The organism is Nocardiopsis sp. NPDC006198 (genome assembly GCF_040613895.1).
In the GTDB taxonomy this organism is placed as follows: Bacteria; Actinomycetota; Actinomycetes; order Streptosporangiales; family Streptosporangiaceae; genus Nocardiopsis; species Nocardiopsis tropica.
Map to the genome: position 1 here is coordinate 1 of NZ_JBEXSY010000038.1, position 18,399 is coordinate 18,399.

The 18,399-nt window shown below is 73.6% G+C and carries 13 protein-coding genes; 9 read left to right on the forward strand and 4 right to left on the reverse strand.

The annotated features are described in order from the left end of the window. Positions 1–293: 293 nt before the first annotated feature. From rhaI to ABZ234_RS22660, 4 genes are all read left to right on the forward strand, one after another. Positions 294–1,472, forward strand: coding sequence for an L-rhamnose isomerase (gene rhaI / locus ABZ234_RS22645; RefSeq protein ID WP_344180582.1), 1,179 nt, complete (start codon positions 294–296; stop codon positions 1,470–1,472). Continuing rightward, complete coding sequence (locus tag ABZ234_RS22650; RefSeq protein WP_355013355.1) at positions 1,460–3,559, forward strand: bifunctional aldolase/short-chain dehydrogenase; 2,100 nt, start codon at positions 1,460–1,462, stop codon at positions 3,557–3,559. Before rhaI ends, ABZ234_RS22650 begins: the two co-directional genes overlap by 13 nt. Beyond that, positions 3,556–5,061 carry a rhamnulokinase family protein gene (locus tag ABZ234_RS22655; RefSeq protein WP_355013356.1) on the forward strand — a complete coding sequence of 502 codons (1,506 nt, stop codon included), beginning with the start codon at positions 3,556–3,558 and terminating at the stop codon, positions 5,059–5,061. The genes ABZ234_RS22650 and ABZ234_RS22655 overlap by 4 nt, the downstream gene beginning before the upstream one ends. 475 nt (positions 5,062–5,536) lie before the next feature. After that, positions 5,537–6,934, forward strand: coding sequence for a condensation domain-containing protein (locus tag ABZ234_RS22660; RefSeq protein ID WP_355013357.1), 1,398 nt, complete (start codon positions 5,537–5,539; stop codon positions 6,932–6,934). Between the two features lie 154 nt (positions 6,935–7,088). Here ABZ234_RS22660 and ABZ234_RS22665 read toward each other — a convergent pair whose 3' ends face one another. From ABZ234_RS22665 to ABZ234_RS22675, 3 genes are all read right to left on the reverse strand, one after another. Then, positions 7,089–8,744: a protein kinase gene (locus ABZ234_RS22665; protein WP_355013358.1), complete on the reverse strand. Its 1,656-nt coding sequence runs from the start codon at positions 8,742–8,744 to the stop codon at positions 7,089–7,091. 123 nt (positions 8,745–8,867) lie between these two features. After that, positions 8,868–9,572: a hypothetical protein gene (locus ABZ234_RS22670; protein WP_355013359.1), complete on the reverse strand. Its 705-nt coding sequence runs from the start codon at positions 9,570–9,572 to the stop codon at positions 8,868–8,870. A gap of 308 nt (positions 9,573–9,880) precedes the next feature. Beyond that, entirely contained in the window at positions 9,881–11,548 is a 1,668-nt protein-coding gene (locus ABZ234_RS22675; RefSeq protein WP_267949850.1) for an MDR family MFS transporter, read from the reverse strand. A 219-nt stretch (positions 11,549–11,767) separates the two neighbouring features. On the opposite strand from ABZ234_RS22675, the gene ABZ234_RS22680 reads away from it, so the two are divergent. From ABZ234_RS22680 to ABZ234_RS22690, 3 genes are all read left to right on the forward strand, one after another. Beyond that, the gene (locus ABZ234_RS22680) at positions 11,768–12,286 is read left to right on the forward strand and encodes a TetR family transcriptional regulator (protein WP_355013360.1); all 519 of its coding nucleotides are present in this window, start codon (positions 11,768–11,770) and stop codon (positions 12,284–12,286) included. A gap of 121 nt (positions 12,287–12,407) precedes the next feature. Continuing rightward, a complete protein-coding gene (locus ABZ234_RS22685) occupies positions 12,408–13,163 on the forward strand; it encodes a creatininase family protein (protein WP_355013361.1) in 756 nt (251 codons plus the stop codon). A gap of 106 nt (positions 13,164–13,269) precedes the next feature. Then, positions 13,270–13,962, forward strand: a complete 693-nt coding sequence (locus tag ABZ234_RS22690) for a hypothetical protein (RefSeq protein WP_355013362.1) — start codon at positions 13,270–13,272, stop codon at positions 13,960–13,962. 117 nt (positions 13,963–14,079) lie between these two features. Here the strand turns inward: ABZ234_RS22690 and ABZ234_RS22695 are convergent, their stop codons facing one another. Beyond that, positions 14,080–14,781 carry a GntR family transcriptional regulator gene (locus ABZ234_RS22695; protein WP_267949854.1) on the reverse strand — a complete coding sequence of 234 codons (702 nt, stop codon included), beginning with the start codon at positions 14,779–14,781 and terminating at the stop codon, positions 14,080–14,082. Positions 14,782–14,896: 115 nt separating this feature from the next. On the opposite strand from ABZ234_RS22695, the gene ABZ234_RS22700 reads away from it, so the two are divergent. Together ABZ234_RS22700 and ABZ234_RS22705 are read left to right on the forward strand one after the other, a co-directional pair. Further along, positions 14,897–16,063, forward strand: a complete 1,167-nt coding sequence (locus tag ABZ234_RS22700; RefSeq protein WP_355013363.1) for an enolase C-terminal domain-like protein — start codon at positions 14,897–14,899, stop codon at positions 16,061–16,063. A 269-nt stretch (positions 16,064–16,332) separates the two neighbouring features. Continuing rightward, positions 16,333–18,018 carry an SLC13 family permease gene (locus tag ABZ234_RS22705; protein ID WP_355013364.1) on the forward strand — a complete coding sequence of 562 codons (1,686 nt, stop codon included), beginning with the start codon at positions 16,333–16,335 and terminating at the stop codon, positions 18,016–18,018. Positions 18,019–18,399: the final 381 nt, after the last annotated feature.

The window sequence follows — 18,399 nt, forward strand, 5'->3', positions numbered from 1 at the left end:
GACGCGCTCTTCCCCCCATTCATGCTCCCCCCCGGCGCCCGTAGGCCCCCGGGCGCCTGCGCCGCCCCCCCCCCGCCCCGCCCCGGGGGCCCGGCCCCGGGGGGCGGGCCCGCCGGCGTCGTCTCGGCACCCCCGTTCATAAAACGTTTCAAGACCACATGCATGCACGTCATCCCCTCTGTGTTGGAGGGATATTGACACACGGGAAGAGCTGGAGGTAGTTTCGGCGAAACCTGAGTGAAACGATTCAATGACGCCGGTCCGACCGGCAGGTCCCCCGAACGGAGCCCACCGTGGCAGCACCCTCCGACCGCCGCGCCGACGCCCTGGCCGTCCTGCGGCGCCAGCACATCGAACTCCCCTCCTGGGCCTTCGGCAACTCCGGCACCCGGTTCAAGGTGTTCGCGCAGCCGGGGGTCCCGCGCGACCCCTGGGAGAAGATCGCCGACGCCGCCCAGGTGCACCGGCTCACCGGCGCCGCCCCCACGGTCGCCCTCCACATCCCCTGGGACCGGGTCGACGACTACGCCGCGCTCGCCGCCCACGCACGCGACCTGGGCGTGGGCATCGGAACCATCAACGCCAACGTCTTCCAGGACGACGACTACCGGCTCGGCAGCGTCACCAACCCCGACCCCGCCGTCCGCCGCAAGGCGGTCGACCACCTGCTGGAGTGCGTGGACGTCATGGACGCCACCGGCTCCCGCGACCTCAAGCTGTGGTTCGCCGACGGCACCAACTACCCCGGACAGGACGACCTGCGCGCGCGCCAGGACCGCCTCGCCGAGGCGTTGGCGGAGGTCTACGGCCGGATCGGCGACGACCAGCGCCTCCTCCTGGAGTACAAGCTCTTCGAGCCCGCCTTCTACGCCACCGACGTCCCCGACTGGGGCACCGCCTACGCCCACTGCCTCGAACTCGGCGAGAAGGCCGTGGTCTGCGTCGACACCGGCCACCACGCGGCGCACACCAACATCGAGTTCATCGTCGCGTTCCTGCTCAGGGCCGGCAGGCTCGGCGCCTTCGACTTCAACTCGCGCTTCTACGCCGACGACGACCTCATGGTCGGCGCCGCCGACCCCTTCCAGCTGTTCCGCATCATGTACGAGGTCGTGAGGGGCGGCGGGACGGCCGAGGACACCGGCGTCGCGTTCATGCTCGACCAGTGCCACAACATCGAGCCCAAGATCGCCGGACAGATCCGCTCGGTGATGAACGTGCAGGAGGCCACCGCCAAGGCCCTGCTCGTGGACGCCGACGCGCTCGCCGCCGCCCAGCGCGAGGGCGACGTCCTCGCCGCCAACGCCGCCCTCATGGACGCCTACAACACCGACGTCCGGCCGATGCTCGCCCAGATGCGCGAGGACCGGGGGCTCGACGCCGACCCCATGGCCGCGCACGCCCGCTCCGGCTACATGGAGCGCGTCACCGACGAGCGCAGGGGCGGGACCCAGGCCGGGTGGGGCGCGTGAGCGAGCCGGACGCACCCACCGACCACAGCACCCCTCAGGGAGACAGCACCGTGCCCGACTCCGTCGTCGACCAGCTCATCGCCCGCAGCAACGCCCTGGGCGCCGACCCGCGCAACACCAACTTCGCCGGGGGCAACACCTCCGCCGCCGGCACCCGGACCGACCCCGTCACCGGACGGCCCGTCGAACTCCTGTGGGTCAAGGGCTCCGGGGGCGACCTCGGCACCCTCACCGAGGACGGCCTCGCCGTCCTGCGCCTGGACCGCCTGCGCTCCCTCGTCGACGTCTACCCGGGCGAGGAGCGCGAGGACGAGATGGTCGCCGCCTTCGACCACTGCCTGTTCGGCAGGGGCGGCGCGGCCCCCTCCATCGACACCGCCATGCACGGCCTCGTCCGCGCCGCCCACGTCGACCACCTGCACCCCGACTCCGGCATCGCCCTGGCCACCGCCGAGGACGGCGAGCGGCTCACCCGCGAGTGCTTCGGCGACCGCGTCGTCTGGGTGCCCTGGCGGCGGCCCGGCTTCCAGCTGGGCCTGGACATCGCCCGGATCGCCGAGGAGAACCCCGGAGCCATCGGCGCGGTCCTGGGCGGCCACGGCATCACCTCCTGGGCCGACACCAGCGAGCAGTGCCAGGCCAACTCCCTGGAGATCATCCGCACCGCCGAGGCGTTCCTCGCCGAACGCGGGCGCCCCCGGCCCTTCGGGCCGCCCCTGCCCGGCTACGGCGCGCTGCCCGCCGCCGAGCGCCGCGAGCGGGCCGCCGCACTGGCCCCCGTCCTGCGCGGCCTGGCCTCCACCGACCACCCCCAGGTCGGGCGCTTCACCGACGCCGACGTGGTCCTGGACTTCCTCGCCGGAGCGGAGCACCCGCGCCTGGCCGCCCTCGGCACCTCCTGCCCCGACCACTTCCTGCGCACCAAGGTCCGCCCGATGGTCCTCGACCTGCCGGCCGACGCCCCCCTCGACGACGCCGTCGCCCGCCTGAAGGAGCTCCACGCGGCCTACCGGGACGAGTACCGCGCCTACTACGAGCGCCACGCGGGCCCCGACAGCCCCGCCATGCGCGGCGCCGACCCCGCGATCGTGCTGGTCCCCGGCGTGGGCATGTTCTCCTTCGGCAAGGACGCCAAGACCGCGCGCGTCGCCGGCGAGTTCTACGTCAACGCCGTCAACGTGATGCGCGGCGCCGAGTCCGTCTCCTCCTACCGCCCCATCGAGGAGTCGGAGAAGTTCCGCATCGAGTACTGGGCCCTGGAGGAGGCCAAGCTCGCCCGGCTGCCCCGGCCCAAGCCCCTGGCCTCCCGCGTCGCCCTCGTCACCGGCGCGGCCGGCGGCATCGGCGGGGCCGTCGCCGCCAGGCTCGCGGCCGAGGGCGCGTGCGTGGTCGTCGCCGACCTCGACGCCGACCGGGCCGCCGAGGCCGCCGCCGGACTCGGCGGGGCCGACATCGCGGTCGGCGTGGCCTGCGACGTCAGCGACGCCGACGCGGTCGCGCGGGCCTTCGAGGAGGCCGCACTGGCCTTCGGCGGCGTCGACCTGGTCGTCAACAACGCCGGGCTGTCCGTCTCCAAGCCCCTCCTGGAGACCACCGAACGCGACTGGGACCTCCAGCACGACGTCATGGCCAAGGGCTCGTTCCTGGTCTCCCGCGAGGCCGCCCGGGTGATGACCGCCCAGGGCATGGGCGGCGACATCGTCTACATCGCCTCCAAGAACGCCGTGTTCGCCGGCCCCAACAACGTCGCCTACTCCGCGGCCAAGGCCGACCAGGCCCACCAGGTGCGGCTGCTCGCCGCCGAACTCGGCGGCCGGGGCATCCGCGTCAACGGGGTCAACCCCGACGGTGTCGTGCGCGGCTCCGGGATCTTCGCCGGGGGCTGGGGCGCCCAGCGGGCCAAGGTCTACGGGGTCGAGGAGAAGGACCTGGGGGCGTTCTACGCCCAGCGCACCATCCTGGGCCGCGAGGTGCTGCCCGAGCACGTCGCCAACGCCGTGTTCGCCCTGACCGCCGGGGAGCTCTCGCACACCACCGGCCTGCACATCCCGGTCGACAGCGGCGTGGCCGCCGCGTTCCTGCGATGAGCGCCGCCCGCACCCCCGGGACGGGCCCGGCCGTCCACGCCGCCGTCGACCTCGGCGCCTCCAGCGGCCGGGTCATCACCGGCCGCCTGGAGGGCGGCCGGCTCCACACGGAGGAGGTCGCCCGCTTCCCCAACGGGCCCGTCCCGGTGCCCGCGCGGGGGCGCGACACCCTGTACTGGGACATCCTGTCCCTGTACAGCGGCGTCCTGGAGGGGTTGCGCCGCGCCGCCGAGCCCCACGGCGGCCTGGCCTCGGTGGGCATCGACTCCTGGGCGGTCGACTACGGGCTGCTCGACGGCGACGCCGCGCTCCTCGGCAACCCGGTGCACTACCGCGACGCGCGGACGGCGGGCGCCCCGGAGCGGGTGTTCGAGCACCTGCCCGCCGCCGAGATGTACGCCGTCAACGGCCTCCAGGTCCAGCCGTTCAACACGGTCTTCCAGCTGGCGGCCGCGTCCGAGGGCGGCCGGCTCGCCGCCCTGGACGGCGACCTGCTGCTCATCCCCGACCTCCTGGGGTTCTGGCTGACGGGGGAACGGGTGGCGGAGCTGACCAACGCCTCCACCACGGGCCTGGTCGACGTGGACGCGCGCGCCTGGGCCGACGCGTGCCTGGACGTCCTGGAGGGGCCCTTCGGGGTTCCGGCGCGCCGACTGTTGCCGGGCCTGGTCGAGCCGGGCACCGTCGTCGGCCCCCTGCTCCGGCGGGACGCGGTGGGCGCGGCGGCCGGGACGCCCCTGGTGGCGGTGGGCTCCCACGACACCGCGTCCGCGGTCGTGGCGGTGCCGGCGGCCACGCCGAACTTCGCCTACGTCTCCTCGGGGACGTGGTCGCTGGTCGGTGTGGAGCTGGACGCGCCCGTCCGGACCGAGGAGAGCCGGGCCGCCAACTTCACCAACGAGCTCGGCGTGGACGGCACCGTCCGCTACCTGCGCAACGTCATGGGCCTGTGGGTGCTCCAGGAGTGCCTGCGCGTGTGGGGCGGGGAGGTCGACCTGGCCGCCCTGCTGGACCGCGCCGCCGCGGTGCCCGCACTGTCCTGCGTGGTGGACGTGGACGACCCCCGGTTCCTGCCGCCGGGCGACATGCCGGCGCGCATCCGCGAGTTCGCGGCGCAGACCGGGCAGGAGCCCCCCGCGGACGAGGCCGCGACGACGCGGTGCGTCCTCGACTCCCTCGCGCTGGCCTACCGGCGGGCCGTCCGCCAGGCCTCCGAGCTGAGCGGGAGGCGCGTGGACGTGGTGCACGTCGTGGGCGGGGGGGCCAACAACGCCCTGCTGTGCCGGCTCACCGCCGACGCCGTCGGCCTGCCGGTCGTCGCGGGCCCCGCCGAGGGAGCGGCCGTCGGCAACCTGCTCGTGCAGGCCCGGGCGGTCGGGGAGGTCCACGGCGGCCTGGCGGATCTGCGCCGGATCGTCGCGGACTCCACCGTGACGCGCCGCTACGAGCCGAGCGGCCCCGCCGCGCCGTGGCAGGCCGCCGAGCGCCTCCTGCGGGGGTAGGGCGCCGCGCCCGGAACCGTCCGCCGCCCCTCCACCCGGCCGCCCCGGGCCCCGTCCCTCGCGAACGGGCCCGGGGCGGCCCGCACGCGGGGGCGGCGCGGCCGTTTCCGGGCGCGGAGGCGCGGGTCCGGCTCCCGTCCCGGTCCCCGACGCGGCTCCGCTCCCGCGCGGGCGGGGCGCGCGTCCGGACCCTCCGGTGGAGAGGCCCTGCCGCCGGACGGTGAACACCGGTACGCACGCATCCGTCAAGTACTATGTGTAATAGTGATGTAACTCATGGTTATAATCTTGGGCAAGGATGAGCGGTTCAGCACCGAACCCCGTCCCTGGTGCGAGTGAGCCGCCCTGCCCTCGGCACGACGGATCTCCCTGCCCCGGCGAAACGGCCCGCTCCCAAGGCCCTTCGACTTCCTGTCGGCCCCGGTGGCCCAGCGCGCGCCAGCCACCAGGCAGCCGACCACAGGAAAGGGCCGTTGTGCTCCAGATTCCCATCGACGAGTTGCGGATCGCGCCCGGGTACGCCGTGGAATGGACGATCGCCTTCCCGACGCACGGGGGCGCCCCGGGCCCCGGACGGCCGCGCCGCCGCGCCTCCTACATCCAGGACAAGCACTTCGCCGTCGCCCGGCACATGGAGCAGGAGGGCATCACCTGCCCGTCCTACCTCGGCGGGTCGTTCGAGATACGGGGCCGGCTCGACCGACCCGCGCTCGAGGCCGCGCTGCTGCACCTCGTACGCCGCCACGAGGTGCTGCGCTGGGTGTTCCAGGGGGCGGCCGAGGGCCTGGACGTCAGCGTCCTGGACCCGGAGGAGGTCAAGCTCGACGCCGTCGACGCGGGCCCCGTGGCCACGTCCGCCCAGGCCCGGGACTACGTGCACCGGTTCCTGCAGGGGACCGACACCCTCCGCGGGCCCTGGTTCGTCATGGGGGCGATGATCGGGGAGGAGGCCACGACCCTGTACTTCGCCTGCGACCACCTGGTGTCGGACGGAGTGTCCACGGCCGTCGTCGTGGACGACGTCGCCACCGCCTACGAGGCGTTCTCGGCGGGCCGCCCGGTCGACCTGCCCGAGACCGGCGGCTACGGCGAATTCGCCGCCCTGGAGCGCCGCCGCGGCCGGGCCCTCGGCCCCGACGACAGCCGGCTGGACCACTGGAAGGGGTTCGTGGAGCGCAACGGCGCCGTGTTCCCGAGGTTCCCGCTCGACCTGGGGGTCGAGCCGGGCGTGCTCCACCCCGTCGTCAACGAGGCGCGCACGCTGCTGGACGGGCGCTGGGCCGACGCGCTGGAGGCCCGCTGCCGGGCCGCGGGCAGCGAGCCCACCGCCGGGATCCTGGCCGCCGTGGCGGTCAGCCAGGCGAAGGAGGGGGGACCGGAGATCTACCGCGGACTCCTCCCCGTCAGCCGCCGCAACCGCGTCGCCCACGCCCGCAGCATGGGCTGGTACGTCAACACGCTCCCGGTCGAGTTCTCCGTGGCGGGCGGAGGGGACTTCGGGGAGGTCGTCTCCCGGGTGCGGGCGGCCCTCCTGGCGATGCTGAGGAACGTCAACGTCCCCTTCGACCGGGCCGTGGAGGTGATGACGGAGCAGGGGGCCGAACCGAGGAGCTGGCCCTACCCCGTCAACTTCTTCTCCTACCTCGACTTCAGGAGGACCCCGGGAGGGGCGAGCCACGTCGCGCGCAAGGCGTGCGGGCACGTGTGGGGGTCGCACAGCGACGGCATCTTCTTCTGGTTCTACCGCAACCACTCGGGCCTGCACGTCAACACGGCCTTCCCCGACACGCCCCGGGCGCGGACCACCACGGGCGGGTACCTGCGGACCCTGGAACGGACGCTGGAGACGGCCGTGCGCGACGGCGCCCTCTGACCCGGGGCCCCGCGCGGCCCGTCCGGGCGCGGACGGCCCGGGGCCGGAGGGGCGGTCGGCCGCGGTGCCCCGGCACGCCTTCGGGAAGAACCTTGTGCGCCGCGCCCGCCACCGCCCCTCCCGGACCATCGGCACGCCGGGAGGGGCCGACCCCTCAGAAGCGCCGGTCGGGGGAGCCCGTCACGCTCCGCCACTCACCCAGGAGCGCCCGCGTCCGGTCCGTGTCCTCGTGGTCGGGACCGAGCACACGGGCCTGGTCCGAGAGCAGCGTGAGCAGCTGGCCGACCGCCCCGTGCGGATCCCCGGCCCAACCGCTCCAGTGGGCGACGTAGGCGCGGCACCGCAGGGTCTCGGCGTGCTCGGGCCCCAGCACGCGCAGCATGTCGTCCAGGAGCGAGCGCAACGCCGCGAGGGCGCCCGCGCGGTCCCCGCCGGAGGCCTCCCACTGGACGACCCTGAACCGCAGGGCCAGGGTCTCGGGGTGGTCCCCGCCCAGCACGCGGGCATGGTCGCGCAGCAGGGGGACGGCCACCCGCAGGGCGCGGTCGTGCCCGTGCACCCGGTCGACCAGGAGGGCGGCGTGCCGCCGGGTCCGCAGCGTCTCGAGGTGGTCGGGCCCCAGCACGCGCTCCGTCTCCACCAGCAGCGCCTCGTACGCGTGCTGCGCGTCCTCCACGTCGCCCCGCGCCCCCGTCCAGTGCGCGATCTCCCGCCGGGTGGACAGCGTGCCGTGGTGGTGCGGCCCCAGGACGCGCAGCTGTTCCAGCAGCAGGGCGCGGTAGGCGCTCAGAGCGGAGGCGGGACCCCCCGCCTGGGCCGAGGCCCGGGCCCTGTCCTCCAGCACGGTGAGCGCGTCCGACCGGGTGCCGGGGGCGGCGGTGTCGGGGGGCGGCAGCGGTGCGGGGGAGCCGGTGGGAGGCGCGGTCCCCGGTGCCGGGACCCCGGCCTCCGGGGAAGACCCCTCCGGCCCGGGGCCGGCCAGGTGCGGCGGAGGCCACGCCCCGCTGAGGTCGTCGTCCCCGAACAGCGAGAGGATCTCGACCGGCGCCGGCCGGGCCGCGGGGTCGTGCCGCCAGCAGGCGGCGACCAGGTCCCGCAGCGGGCCGGGCACCCCCTCGGGCTCGGGGGCCGGGCCGATGAGCCGCCGGATGACGGCGGGCACCGACGGCGCGGCGAACGGGTTCGTGCCGGTGGCGGCGTAGGCGAGCACCGTCCCCATGGAGAACACGTCCGAGGAGGGGCCCACCACCGCGCCCTCGGTCTGCTCGGGGGACATGTAGGAGGGGGTGCCCACCGGCATACCGGTCATGGTCACCCGCGCGGCGTCGGGGGCCCGGGCGATACCGAAGTCGATGATCCGCGGGCCGTCGGAGGCGAGGATGATGTTGTCGGGCTTGAGGTCGCGGTGGATGAGCCCGCAGGCGTGGATGGCCTCCAGGCCCTCGGTGAGACCCGCGGCCAGGGCGCGCAGGGCCTGCTCGGGCAGAGGGCCGTGCTCGCGCACCGCCCGGCCCAGGGAGGGGCCGGGGATGAACGCGCTCGCGATCCAGGGCGACTCCGCCTCGGGGTCGGCGTCCACCACCGGAGCGGTGTGGAACCCGCCCACGCGGCGGGCGGCCTCGACCTCGCGGGCGAACCGGGCCCGGAAGTCCGGTTCGTCGGCGTACTCGGTGAGGACGACCTTGACGACGATCCGCCTGCTGGCGGGGGTGAGGGCGAGGTACACGCGGCCCATACCGCCCGCGCCCAGGCGGTGCGTGAGCCGGTAGCGGCCGACGCGCCGGGGATCGGTCGGGTGGAGTGGTTGCACTTTCCGTCGGCTTTCCGGACGTGGGGACAGGAAGGGGGCGCGAAGGATTATCCCAGTCCGCGCGGGCGGCCGCTCCCCTCCTCCCTCCCGGGGCGCGCGCGGACCCGTCGCGGCCCCGGCGGATCAGCCCCGCAGGCCGTCGGGCAGCGAGCCCAGCCCCGAGGCGAACTCCCAGCGCTCGGCCTCCGAGAGGACGGCGTAGACGGGCTCGTCCCGCCGGTTCGTGTCCGCCTCGATCCGCTCCCACAGGGGTCCGCCGGTCAGCTCCCGGACCTCCTCGACGGACAGGCCCTCCGCCGCCCACGCGGCACGGTGCGCGTCCCCCCGGTGGTGGCGCAGCGCGCTGAGGCGTGAGGTCAGGACGAGTGCGGCGCCCGCCCCCTCGGGCTCGTACGGCGGGGACATCGCGCCGAACGCCGGACCCCCGGTGGCCGCCCCGGCCTCCAGCAGGCGCCCGGTCAGCTCGCACAGCCGCTCCACGGACACGCGGTTCGGGGGGACGCCGACCGACCACAGCTCCTCGGCCGCTGCGCCGACGACCTCCTGTACGGCCAGCGCGACCTCCCGGCCCAGCGGGGTGAGCGTGCGGGCCCCGTCGGCGTCCGTGCCCGCGATCTCCGGGGCGATGGGCTTGCGGGCGTACACGGACGCGGCGGCGAACGCCGCGGCGCCCATCGGACGGGCCAGCAGCCCGGCGTACAGGCTCGTCTCGAAACCCGGGTCCCGCCCCCACCGGTCGTAGAGGGGGAGCAGCCGGGGGAGCGCGAGGGCGCGCACCCCCATGTGGACCCGGTCGATGACCGGTCGGACCAGACCCGCGTAGCTCATCGGCGCCCTTCGGCGTGGAAGCGGACGTGACGCGCGCCATGCTGTCACACGGGCGGCCGGGCCCGCAGCGGAACGGCCGTTCGGCGGGCGGTCCGCGGATTCCCGTCCGACGGCCGACCGGCCCTCCCTCCCGGGGGCTCACACGCGGACGGCGTCCATCCCGCCCGTGCACGGGAGGTCCGGAGCCCGCCCAGCCCCGGGCGGTGCGGTGTTCGGGCCCGGCACGACGAGGGGGCGCCCCCGCCGGGAGGTGTTCCCGGTGGAGGCGCCCCCGCGGCGCGCGGACGCGCCGGACGCCAGGGGCGGGCTCAGCCCGTGCCGTCCTCCTTCTTCGCGGCTCGGACGACCCGGGCGGCCTGCCCCCGCGCCACCACACGCGTCCCCGGGGCGTTCCCGGCGGCCGGGATCCGTCCGTTCGCCGCGGCCGGTCCGGCCTCGGCCTCCCCGTCACCGGTCGTGTCCTCGGCCGCGCCGTCCGACGGGGCCTCCTCGGCGCCGGGCAGGTCGAGGGTGTCGCGGAGGCGCACCTTGGGCAGGAAGAGGCCCACCACGAGGCCCACCGCGGCGATGCCCGTGGCGACGAGGAAGATGTCGCCGGTCGAGGAGCCGTACGCCGACTCCACGATCTCCCGGACGAACGGAGGCATGGCGGCCAGGTTCAGCGTCCCGCTGCCCGCCGCCGCGGAGGCGTCGACACCGGCCCCCGCCAGCCCCTCGGAGATGTTCGTGCCGACCCGGTTGGCCAGGATCGCGCCCAGCACCGAGACGCCCATGGTGCCGCCCAGGGAGCGGAAGAAGGTGATGGCCCCGCTGGCCGCGCCGAGCTCGCTCAGCGGGACGGAGTTCTGCACCACGAGGACCAGGTTCTGCATGGACATGCCCACGCCGGTCCCCACGAGGAGCATCCCGGCGGAGACGATGAGCAGCGAGGTGGTCTCGTCGATGGTGGACAGCAGGAGAAAGCCCAGGGTCAGGGAGACCAGGCCGGTGACCACGTACGGCTTCACCCGGCCGGAGTTGGACACCATGCGGCCGGAGACGGTCGAGGAGACCAGGACCCCCAGCATGAGCGGGGTGGTCAGCAGGCCCGCCTCGGTGGGCGAGTAGCCGCGTGCGAGCTGGAAGTACTGGCCTAGGAAGACGGCGCCGCCGAACATGGCCATGCCGACCGCGATGCTGGCCAGGATGGCGATGGCGGTCTCCCGGCGCACCACCAGGTGCAGCGGGATCACGGGCTGTGAGACCCGCGACTCCACCCACACGGCCAGGCCGAGCAGGACGGCGCTGCCGGCGACCATGGCGCCGGACTGCCAGGAGATCCAGGCGAAGTCGTTGCCGACGAAGGTGACCCACAGCAGCAGCGTGCTGACGCCCGAGGCGATCAGCAGGGCTCCGGCGTAGTCGACCTTGGCGTCGGCGCGGCGGACGTCGGCCAGCTTCAGGGTGCGGCCCAGCACGAGGGAGGCGATGACCATGAACGGCACGCCGATGAAGAAGCACCAGCGCCATCCGAGCCAGGAGATGTCGGTGATGGCCCCGCCGATCAGCGGTCCGCCGACGGTGGCCACGGCCATGATGCCGCCGATGTAGCCGTTGAGGCGACCGCGCTCCTTCGGGCTGACCAGCGAGGCGATGATCACCTGCACCAGCACCTGGGAGGCGCCCATGCCGAGGCCCTGCACGGCGCGGAACGCGATCAGCTGGCCGGTGGTCTGCGCGAACCCGGCCAGCAGCGACGACACGACGAACAGGACGATCGACAGCTGGAGCAGCTTCTTCTTGTCGAACAGGTCGGCGAGCTTGCCCCAGACGGGCGTGGAGGCCGTCGACGCCAGCAGGGTGGCGGTCACCACCCAGGTGTACTGCGCCTGGGTCCCGTTGAGGGAGCCGACGATCTGCGGGAGGGCCACGGACACGATGGTGCCGCTGAGCATCGTCACGCCGAGCACTATGAGCAGGCCGCTCAGGGAGCGCATGATCGGTGGTTGCCCGGTGTCGGTAAGGGAACGCGTAGTGCTCAAAGAACGACCTCTGCGAGAACGGAAGCGGCCTCGACGGGCCGCGAAGACTGCTCAGGGGGCAAAACTGCATGGTGGGCATTTTTGCACTCCATGTAGAATAACACCGTGGACAGGACACCGGGGCTGCGGGAACGTAAAAAGGCCGAGACGAGACGAGCGGTACACACCGCTGCAGTGCGCCTCACAGTCGAGCGCGGGTTCGACCAGGTCACCGTCGAGGCCATCGCCGAGGCCGCCAACATCTCCCGCCGCACGTTCTCCAACTACTTCGCGTGCAAGGAGGAGGCGCTGCTGCACGGGGAGCGGCTCTACATCGACGCCTTCGTGCGCCACCTGCGCGAACGGCCGCAGGAGGAGGCGGCCTGGCCCGCGCTGCGCGCCGCCGTGCGCGCCCTCTACCTGTCCTGGGGCAAGCCGATGGACCGCGAGTGGGCCGCGCGCACCCGCCTGGCCCGCGACCACCCCTCGCTCCTGGCCCGGCAGCTCGCCAACCAGGCACGGCTCGCCCAGGACCTGGAGGCCGCCCTCGACGGGAGGGCGGGGCCGCCGGGTGTGCGCCACGGAGTGCTCGTCGCGGTGTTCCTCGCCGGGCTGCGCACGGCGGTCGTCACGTGGAGCGAAGAGGGGGAGCGCGCCCTGCTGGCGGTCGTCGACGAGGTCCTGGACGAGGTCGAGGCCCCGTTCGGCGGCTGAGGGCGGGCCGGTCCCCCGGTCGGGCCCGGCCGGTTCGGCAGTCGCGCGCGGGCGGCCGCGAACCCGCCCCAGGGCCGCGCCGCGCTCCGGCGGTCCCGCGCACGGCCGGGATACTGGGCCCATGGACGACCTCGTACGCTCCCTGCTGCCCCTGACCACCAGCGCGGAGGAGGGGGAGCGGGCCGCGCGGGTGGCGCTGCTGCCCGTGGGCAGCCTCGAACAGCACGGTCCCCATCTCCCGCTGGTCACCGACACGGTCGTCGCCTGCGTCCTGGCCCGTGTCCTCGCCGGCGCCCGCCGCCTGCGCGTCCTGCCCCCCGTCACCGTCGGCTGCTCCCACGAGCACGCGGCCTGGCCCGGCACCGTCAGCATCTCGGCCCCCACCCTGCACGCCGTCGTCACCGACATCGCCGCCTCCCTCGGGGACACCCGGCTCGTCCTGGTCAACGGCCACGGGGGGAACCACGTGCTCGCCAACACCGTCCAGGAGTCCGGCGGCCGGATGGCGCTCTTCCCCTGTCCCGGCGACTGGGAGGCCGCCCGCGCGGCCGCGGGGATGGCCACCGGCAACGACGGCGACATGCACGCCGGCGAACTGGAGACCTCCGTGCTCCTGCACGCGGCCCCGGAGCTGGTCCGCGAGGGCTACGAGCACGCCGACCACGTCACCCCTCCGCGCGACCACCTGCTCACCGTGGGGCTGGCGCCCTACACCGCCTCGGGCGTGGCCGGCAGGCCCTCGCTGGCCACGGCGGCCAAGGGGCACGCCCTCCTGGCCGCGCTCGACCGGGCCTTCGAGGGGTGCCTGGCCGCCCTGGCCGGCGCGCCCCGCCCTGCGCCCGGGGCGGCCCCCGGCCCCGGCGGCGCCCCGGCCTGAGGCCGCCGCCCGGAGGCCGGTGCGCCGCCGGACGGGGCGTCCCGCCCTGTGTCGAGACGAAGATTCGGATTGCTACCATCTCGGAAAACGAGATAGAAAGGCGCCGATGGCCTCCCTCGTCTTCGCCGTGTTCGCGCTGGCACACCTGTGCCTGACCCTCTGGCTGGTGTGGCTGGCGGCCACCCGGCGCTCCGCCCACACCTGGCTCGTCGCGCTCGTCGCCGCGGGCCTGGTCTACGACAACGGGATCGTCGCCCTCGGCTCCACCCTCGGTGCGGGCGACCTGCTGTACGCGCTGAACCTGCCCCGGTTCCTCGTGCACGCCCTGGTCACACCGCTGCTGGTCGTCTTCGCCGTCGGAGCCGCCCGCGACCTCGGGCTCGGCTGGGCGCGCGGGCGCGCCGTCCACGCCGCCTCCTGGCTCCTGGCGCTGGCGCTCATCGCCTACGGCCTCGCCACCGAGGCGGTGGGGCTCACCCTGGTCCCCGGCCGGGAGGGGGACGCGCTGCGCTACTCCGCCGCCGAGTCCTCCGTGCCGATCCCCTCCGTCACGGCCATCGTCGTGCTGATCCTGGTCGGCGCCGCGCTGCTGGTCCGTGCGCGGAGCGCGTGGATGCTGGCCGGGGCGGTGTTCATGTTCGCGACCGCGGCGGCGCCCTCCGCGCCGCTGGCGGTGGGCAACCTGGGGGAGGTGGCGCTCATCGCCGGACTCGCCCTCACCGCGCGGAAGGCGGGCAGCGCCGGTACGCCGGTGCGGCCCGCGTGGACGCGCTCCCGGGAGGCGCCCCCGGCCCGCTGAGCACTCCCGCGGCTGCCGGGGAACGCGCGGCGGCGACGCGGGGGAGGAGTCCGGCGGGCGCCGGCGGCCCGCCCGGCGCCGGTGTCGGTGCCGTCCGCCGGCCGGGCGGCCGGAGCCTCAGGCCGAACGCCCGGCGATGGGGTGGTAGGCGCGCTCCCGGCCCTCGAGGGCGTCCGTGACCATGGCTCCCAGGCTGTTGCGGATGTGGGAGCGCACCAGTCCTGCCGCGGCGGCGCCCTCGCCGGCGACGACGAGCTCCAGGATCCTGTGGTGCTGGTTCAGGTCGATGGTGCGCGGCTCGGCGCCCGCGGGCAGTTCCAGCCCGATCCGCCGGTACCGGTCGGCCTTGTCCCACAGGTCGTCCAGGAGCCTGACCATCACGTTGTTGTGGGAGGCGGCGTAGATCGCCCGGTGGAAGGCCCGGTGCGCCGTGATGGCCTCCTCGCCCCAGCTGCGGGTGACCGGCAACAGGGCGTCGGCCGCCGCCCTCATCGCGGCGATCTCCCGGTCCGTCCGGCGCAGCGCGGCGAGCTCGGTGGCGGAGGGTTCCAGCGAGAAGCGGACCTCCAGCAGCTCGCGCGCCTCGAAGGCGCTCATGGGCGCCACGCGGACGTCCCGGTGGGCGTCCATCACGACCCAGTCCTCGCTGGCCAGCCGTCTGATCGCCTCGCGCAGGGGGGTGATGCTCATCCCCATCTCCTCCGCCAGTTCGTACTGCGACAGGCGTGATCCCGGGGCGAGCTCACCGGAGGTGATGCGGCGGCGCAGCTCCGCGTAGGCCAGGCCGCCCTTGCTGGAGAAGACGTTCGCGCTGGTCATCGTGGCCTCTCTCACACAATCCTCGCTCGCGGGCTTGTGACCCCCGTCTCGGTCAGTATAGGCTCCGCATAACTTATAAGGGACTTATAAGAACTGGTTCGGCAGGAAGAAGGCCATGAAGATCGTTTCCGCCCATGTCGGGACCATCCCGATCAGCTCGTCGATGCGCAACGCCTACATCGACTTCAGCAAGATGGACTGCACGATCCTCGCGCTTGTCAGTGACGTGGTGGTCGACGGGGAGCCCCTGGTGGGCTACGGCTTCAACTCCAACGGCCGGTACAACGCCACGGCCATCCTGGGCGAGCGGATGCTGCCGCGGCTGCAGGACGCCTCGCCGGAGGAACTGCTGGACGGCGACGGCGAACTCTCGCCCGCCGCGGCGTGGGACGTCATGATGCGCAACGAGAAGCCCGGCGGGCACGGTGAGCGCTCCGTCGCCGTCGGCGTGGTGGACATGGCGCTGCACGACCTCGCCGCCAAGGCCGCGGGTGTGCCGCTGTACCGGTGGATCTCCGACCACTACGGTGACGGCGACCCGGACGAGGACGTCTTCGTCTACGCCGCCGGCGGCTACTACGCGCCCGGCAAGTCCCTGAAGGACCTGCAGGACGAGATGAGGGGCTTCCTCGACGCCGGGTACGAGATCGTCAAGATGAAGATCGGCGGCGCCGACCTGGCCGAGGACCTCAGGCGCATCGAGGCGGTCATCGACGTCCTGGACGGCGACGGGTCCCGCCTGATGGTGGACGTCAACGGCAAGTTCGACCTGCAGACCGCGCTGGACTACGGCCGGGCCATCGAACGGTACGGCCTCTTCTGGTACGAGGAGGTCGGCGACCCGCTGGACTACGGCCTCAACGCGACGCTGTCGGAGAACTACCGCCACCCCATCGCGACCGGCGAGAACCTGTTCTCGCTGCAGGACGCCCGGAACCTGATCCGCTACGGCGGAATGCGCCCGGACCGCGATTTCCTCCAGGTCGACCCGGCGCTGAGCTACGGGTTGACGGAGTACCGCAGGGTCCTGGACATGCTCGCCCTGCACGGCTGGTCCTCCCGCCGGTGCGTCCCCCACGGGGGGCACCAGTTCTCGCTGCACATCGCCGCGGCCCTCAAGCTCGGCGGCAACGAGTCCTACCCCGGGGAGTTCCAGCCCACGGGCGGCTTCACCGACGACGCGGTGGTCGCCCGCGGCCGTGTGGCGCCGGGGGAGCTGCCGGGCATCGGGCTCGAGGGCAAGGCGGAGTTCCACCGCCTCCTCCGCGGCCTGCACGCCTGACCGGCCGGGACCGGCGGCCCCGAACCGTCCGCGGAGGCGGGGCCGCCGGTCCCGACGACACCCGCGACCGCCCCGGGGCGGTCTGGACGACCGTCCCCGCGGCGACCCCCGACGAAGTCGGCCCCATGACCGACGACGGACCCCTGGGCTCCCCGGCGGAGTGCCCACGTCCCCCTTTTCCCTCATGGCCGATGTCGACCCGCGTACCCCCCGCGCCGACCCCCCCCGCAGCAAGTCGCGCCGAGCAAGAGACCGAAGAAGGTACGGCAATGGCACACTCCTACCTGTATCCCCTCCGGGGGAACCTGTGGGCCTCGCACCGCGAGATCAAAGAGCTCCTGACGTTCTCCAGCCGCAGGAAGGCACCGGGGCCGGAGCCGGTGGCGTCGTCCCCCGGGGGCGGCGGAGTCTCCGAGCGGGCCCCCGGCGCCCCGGAGGGCCCGGGACCGGCCCGGGGCTCCGGGGATCCCGGACCCGGGTACACGCCCGCACGCGTCATCGGACTGGTACTCGGGCCGCTGCTCTTCGCGGTGACGCTCGTGTTCTTCGAGCCCGAGGGGCTCTCGCCGGAGGGGCGGGCGGTCCTCGCCACCACCCTGTGGGTCGCGACCTGGTGGATCACGGAGGCGATCCCCATCCCGGTCACGTCCCTGCTCCCGATCGTGCTCCTGCCGCTGACCGGTGCGCTGGGCGGGGACGCGGTGGTCGCGGCGTACGGCAACGACATCATCTTCCTGTTCCTCGGGGGCTTCTCGATCGCGATCGCGATGGAGAAGTGGAACCTCCACCAACGCATCGCCCTCTCGATCGTCGCGGCGATCGGTACGAGTCCGCGCCGTATCGTCCTCGGGTTCATGGTCGCGACGGGCTTCCTGTCGATGTGGGTCTCCAACACGGCCGCCACGATGATGATGATCCCCGTGGGGCTGGCGGTCGTCTACCAGGCCGCCCGTTCGCTGCGGGGCGGGGAATTCGCCGCGGACCTGCCGAAGTTCGAGAAGTCCATCGTCTTCGGTATCGGTTACGCGGCCACCATCGGCGGTCTCGGGACGCTCATCGGGACGCCGCCGCTCGCCATTCTCTCGGCGACCGTCGGGGAACTCTTCGGCGAGAGCATCTCGTTCGGCGGATGGATGGTGTTCGGAGTCCCGATCGCCGCTGTGCTCATGGCCTTCGCGTGGTTCTACCTGACGGGCGTCGTGTTCAAGGTCCGGTTCAAGCACCTCCCCGGCGGCAAGGAGATCATCCGGGGGGAGAGGAGGTCCCTCGGCAGGATGTCCGCCGAGGAGAAGGCCGTGCTCGTCGTCTTCCTCGGGGCGGCGTTCATGTGGGTGACCCGTTCGTTCCTCTGGGACGACCTCCTCCCGGGCATCAGCGACGGCGTGATCGCCGTCGTCGCCACGGTGGTGCTGTTCACTCTTCCGTCGCGCAACGACGAGGAGAGGAAGATCCTCCGATGGGAGGACTCGAAGAAGATCCCCTGGGGGATCCTCCTGCTGTTCGGCGGCGGGCTGGCCATCGCCGCGGGGTTCGTCGAGACCGGCCTGTCCGCGTGGATCGGCGAGCAGCTGCGCACGCTCGACGGGATCGACGTGGTCCTGGTCATCGTCATCGCCACCGCCCTCGTGCTGTTCCTGACGGAGATCACCTCCAACGCCGCGACGGCGACGATGATCCTCCCCGTCATGGCGGCCTTCGCGATCTCGCTGAACGTTCACCCCTACGCGCTGATGGTCCCCTGCGCGATGGCCGCGAACTGCGCGTTCATGCTTCCGGTGGGCACCCCTCCGAACGCGATCATGTTCGGCACCGGCCGGGTGACGATCATGGAGATGGTCAGGACCGGGTTCTGGCTGAACGTCATCGCCCTCGCCCTCATCGTCGCGGGCACGCTCTACATGCTGCCGCTCATGTGGGGGATCGACCTCATGTCCCTTCCCGCCGGGTTCCGGTGAGGCCTGGCCGGTGACACCGACCCGGAGGGGAGGGGCGTGGACCCCGCCCCTCCGGGCCGGTTCCGCCGGGTGCTCCGCGCCGGTCCCGGGGGACGCGTTCGCCGCCCGGTCCGGTTGCCGGCCGCCCACGCAGCACCGCCGCGTGCCCTCGGGGGCGGGACCGGACCCGCCCCCGAGGGCACGCCCGCGTCCGTGTCCCTGTGCTCCTCCCGACGACCGCGGCGAAAGATCAGGACAAAGTCATTTCCGAAGGCGCCTGAGTCGAAAATCCCTTTTGTGAAATAGAAGAATTTGTTCCACTAGTTGCTCCCTCGTCGGTGTTTTGTCGTGCCGGATAACGCAGTTCGGAGGGCCGTTCCGGGGGAACCGGAAAGAAAAGCC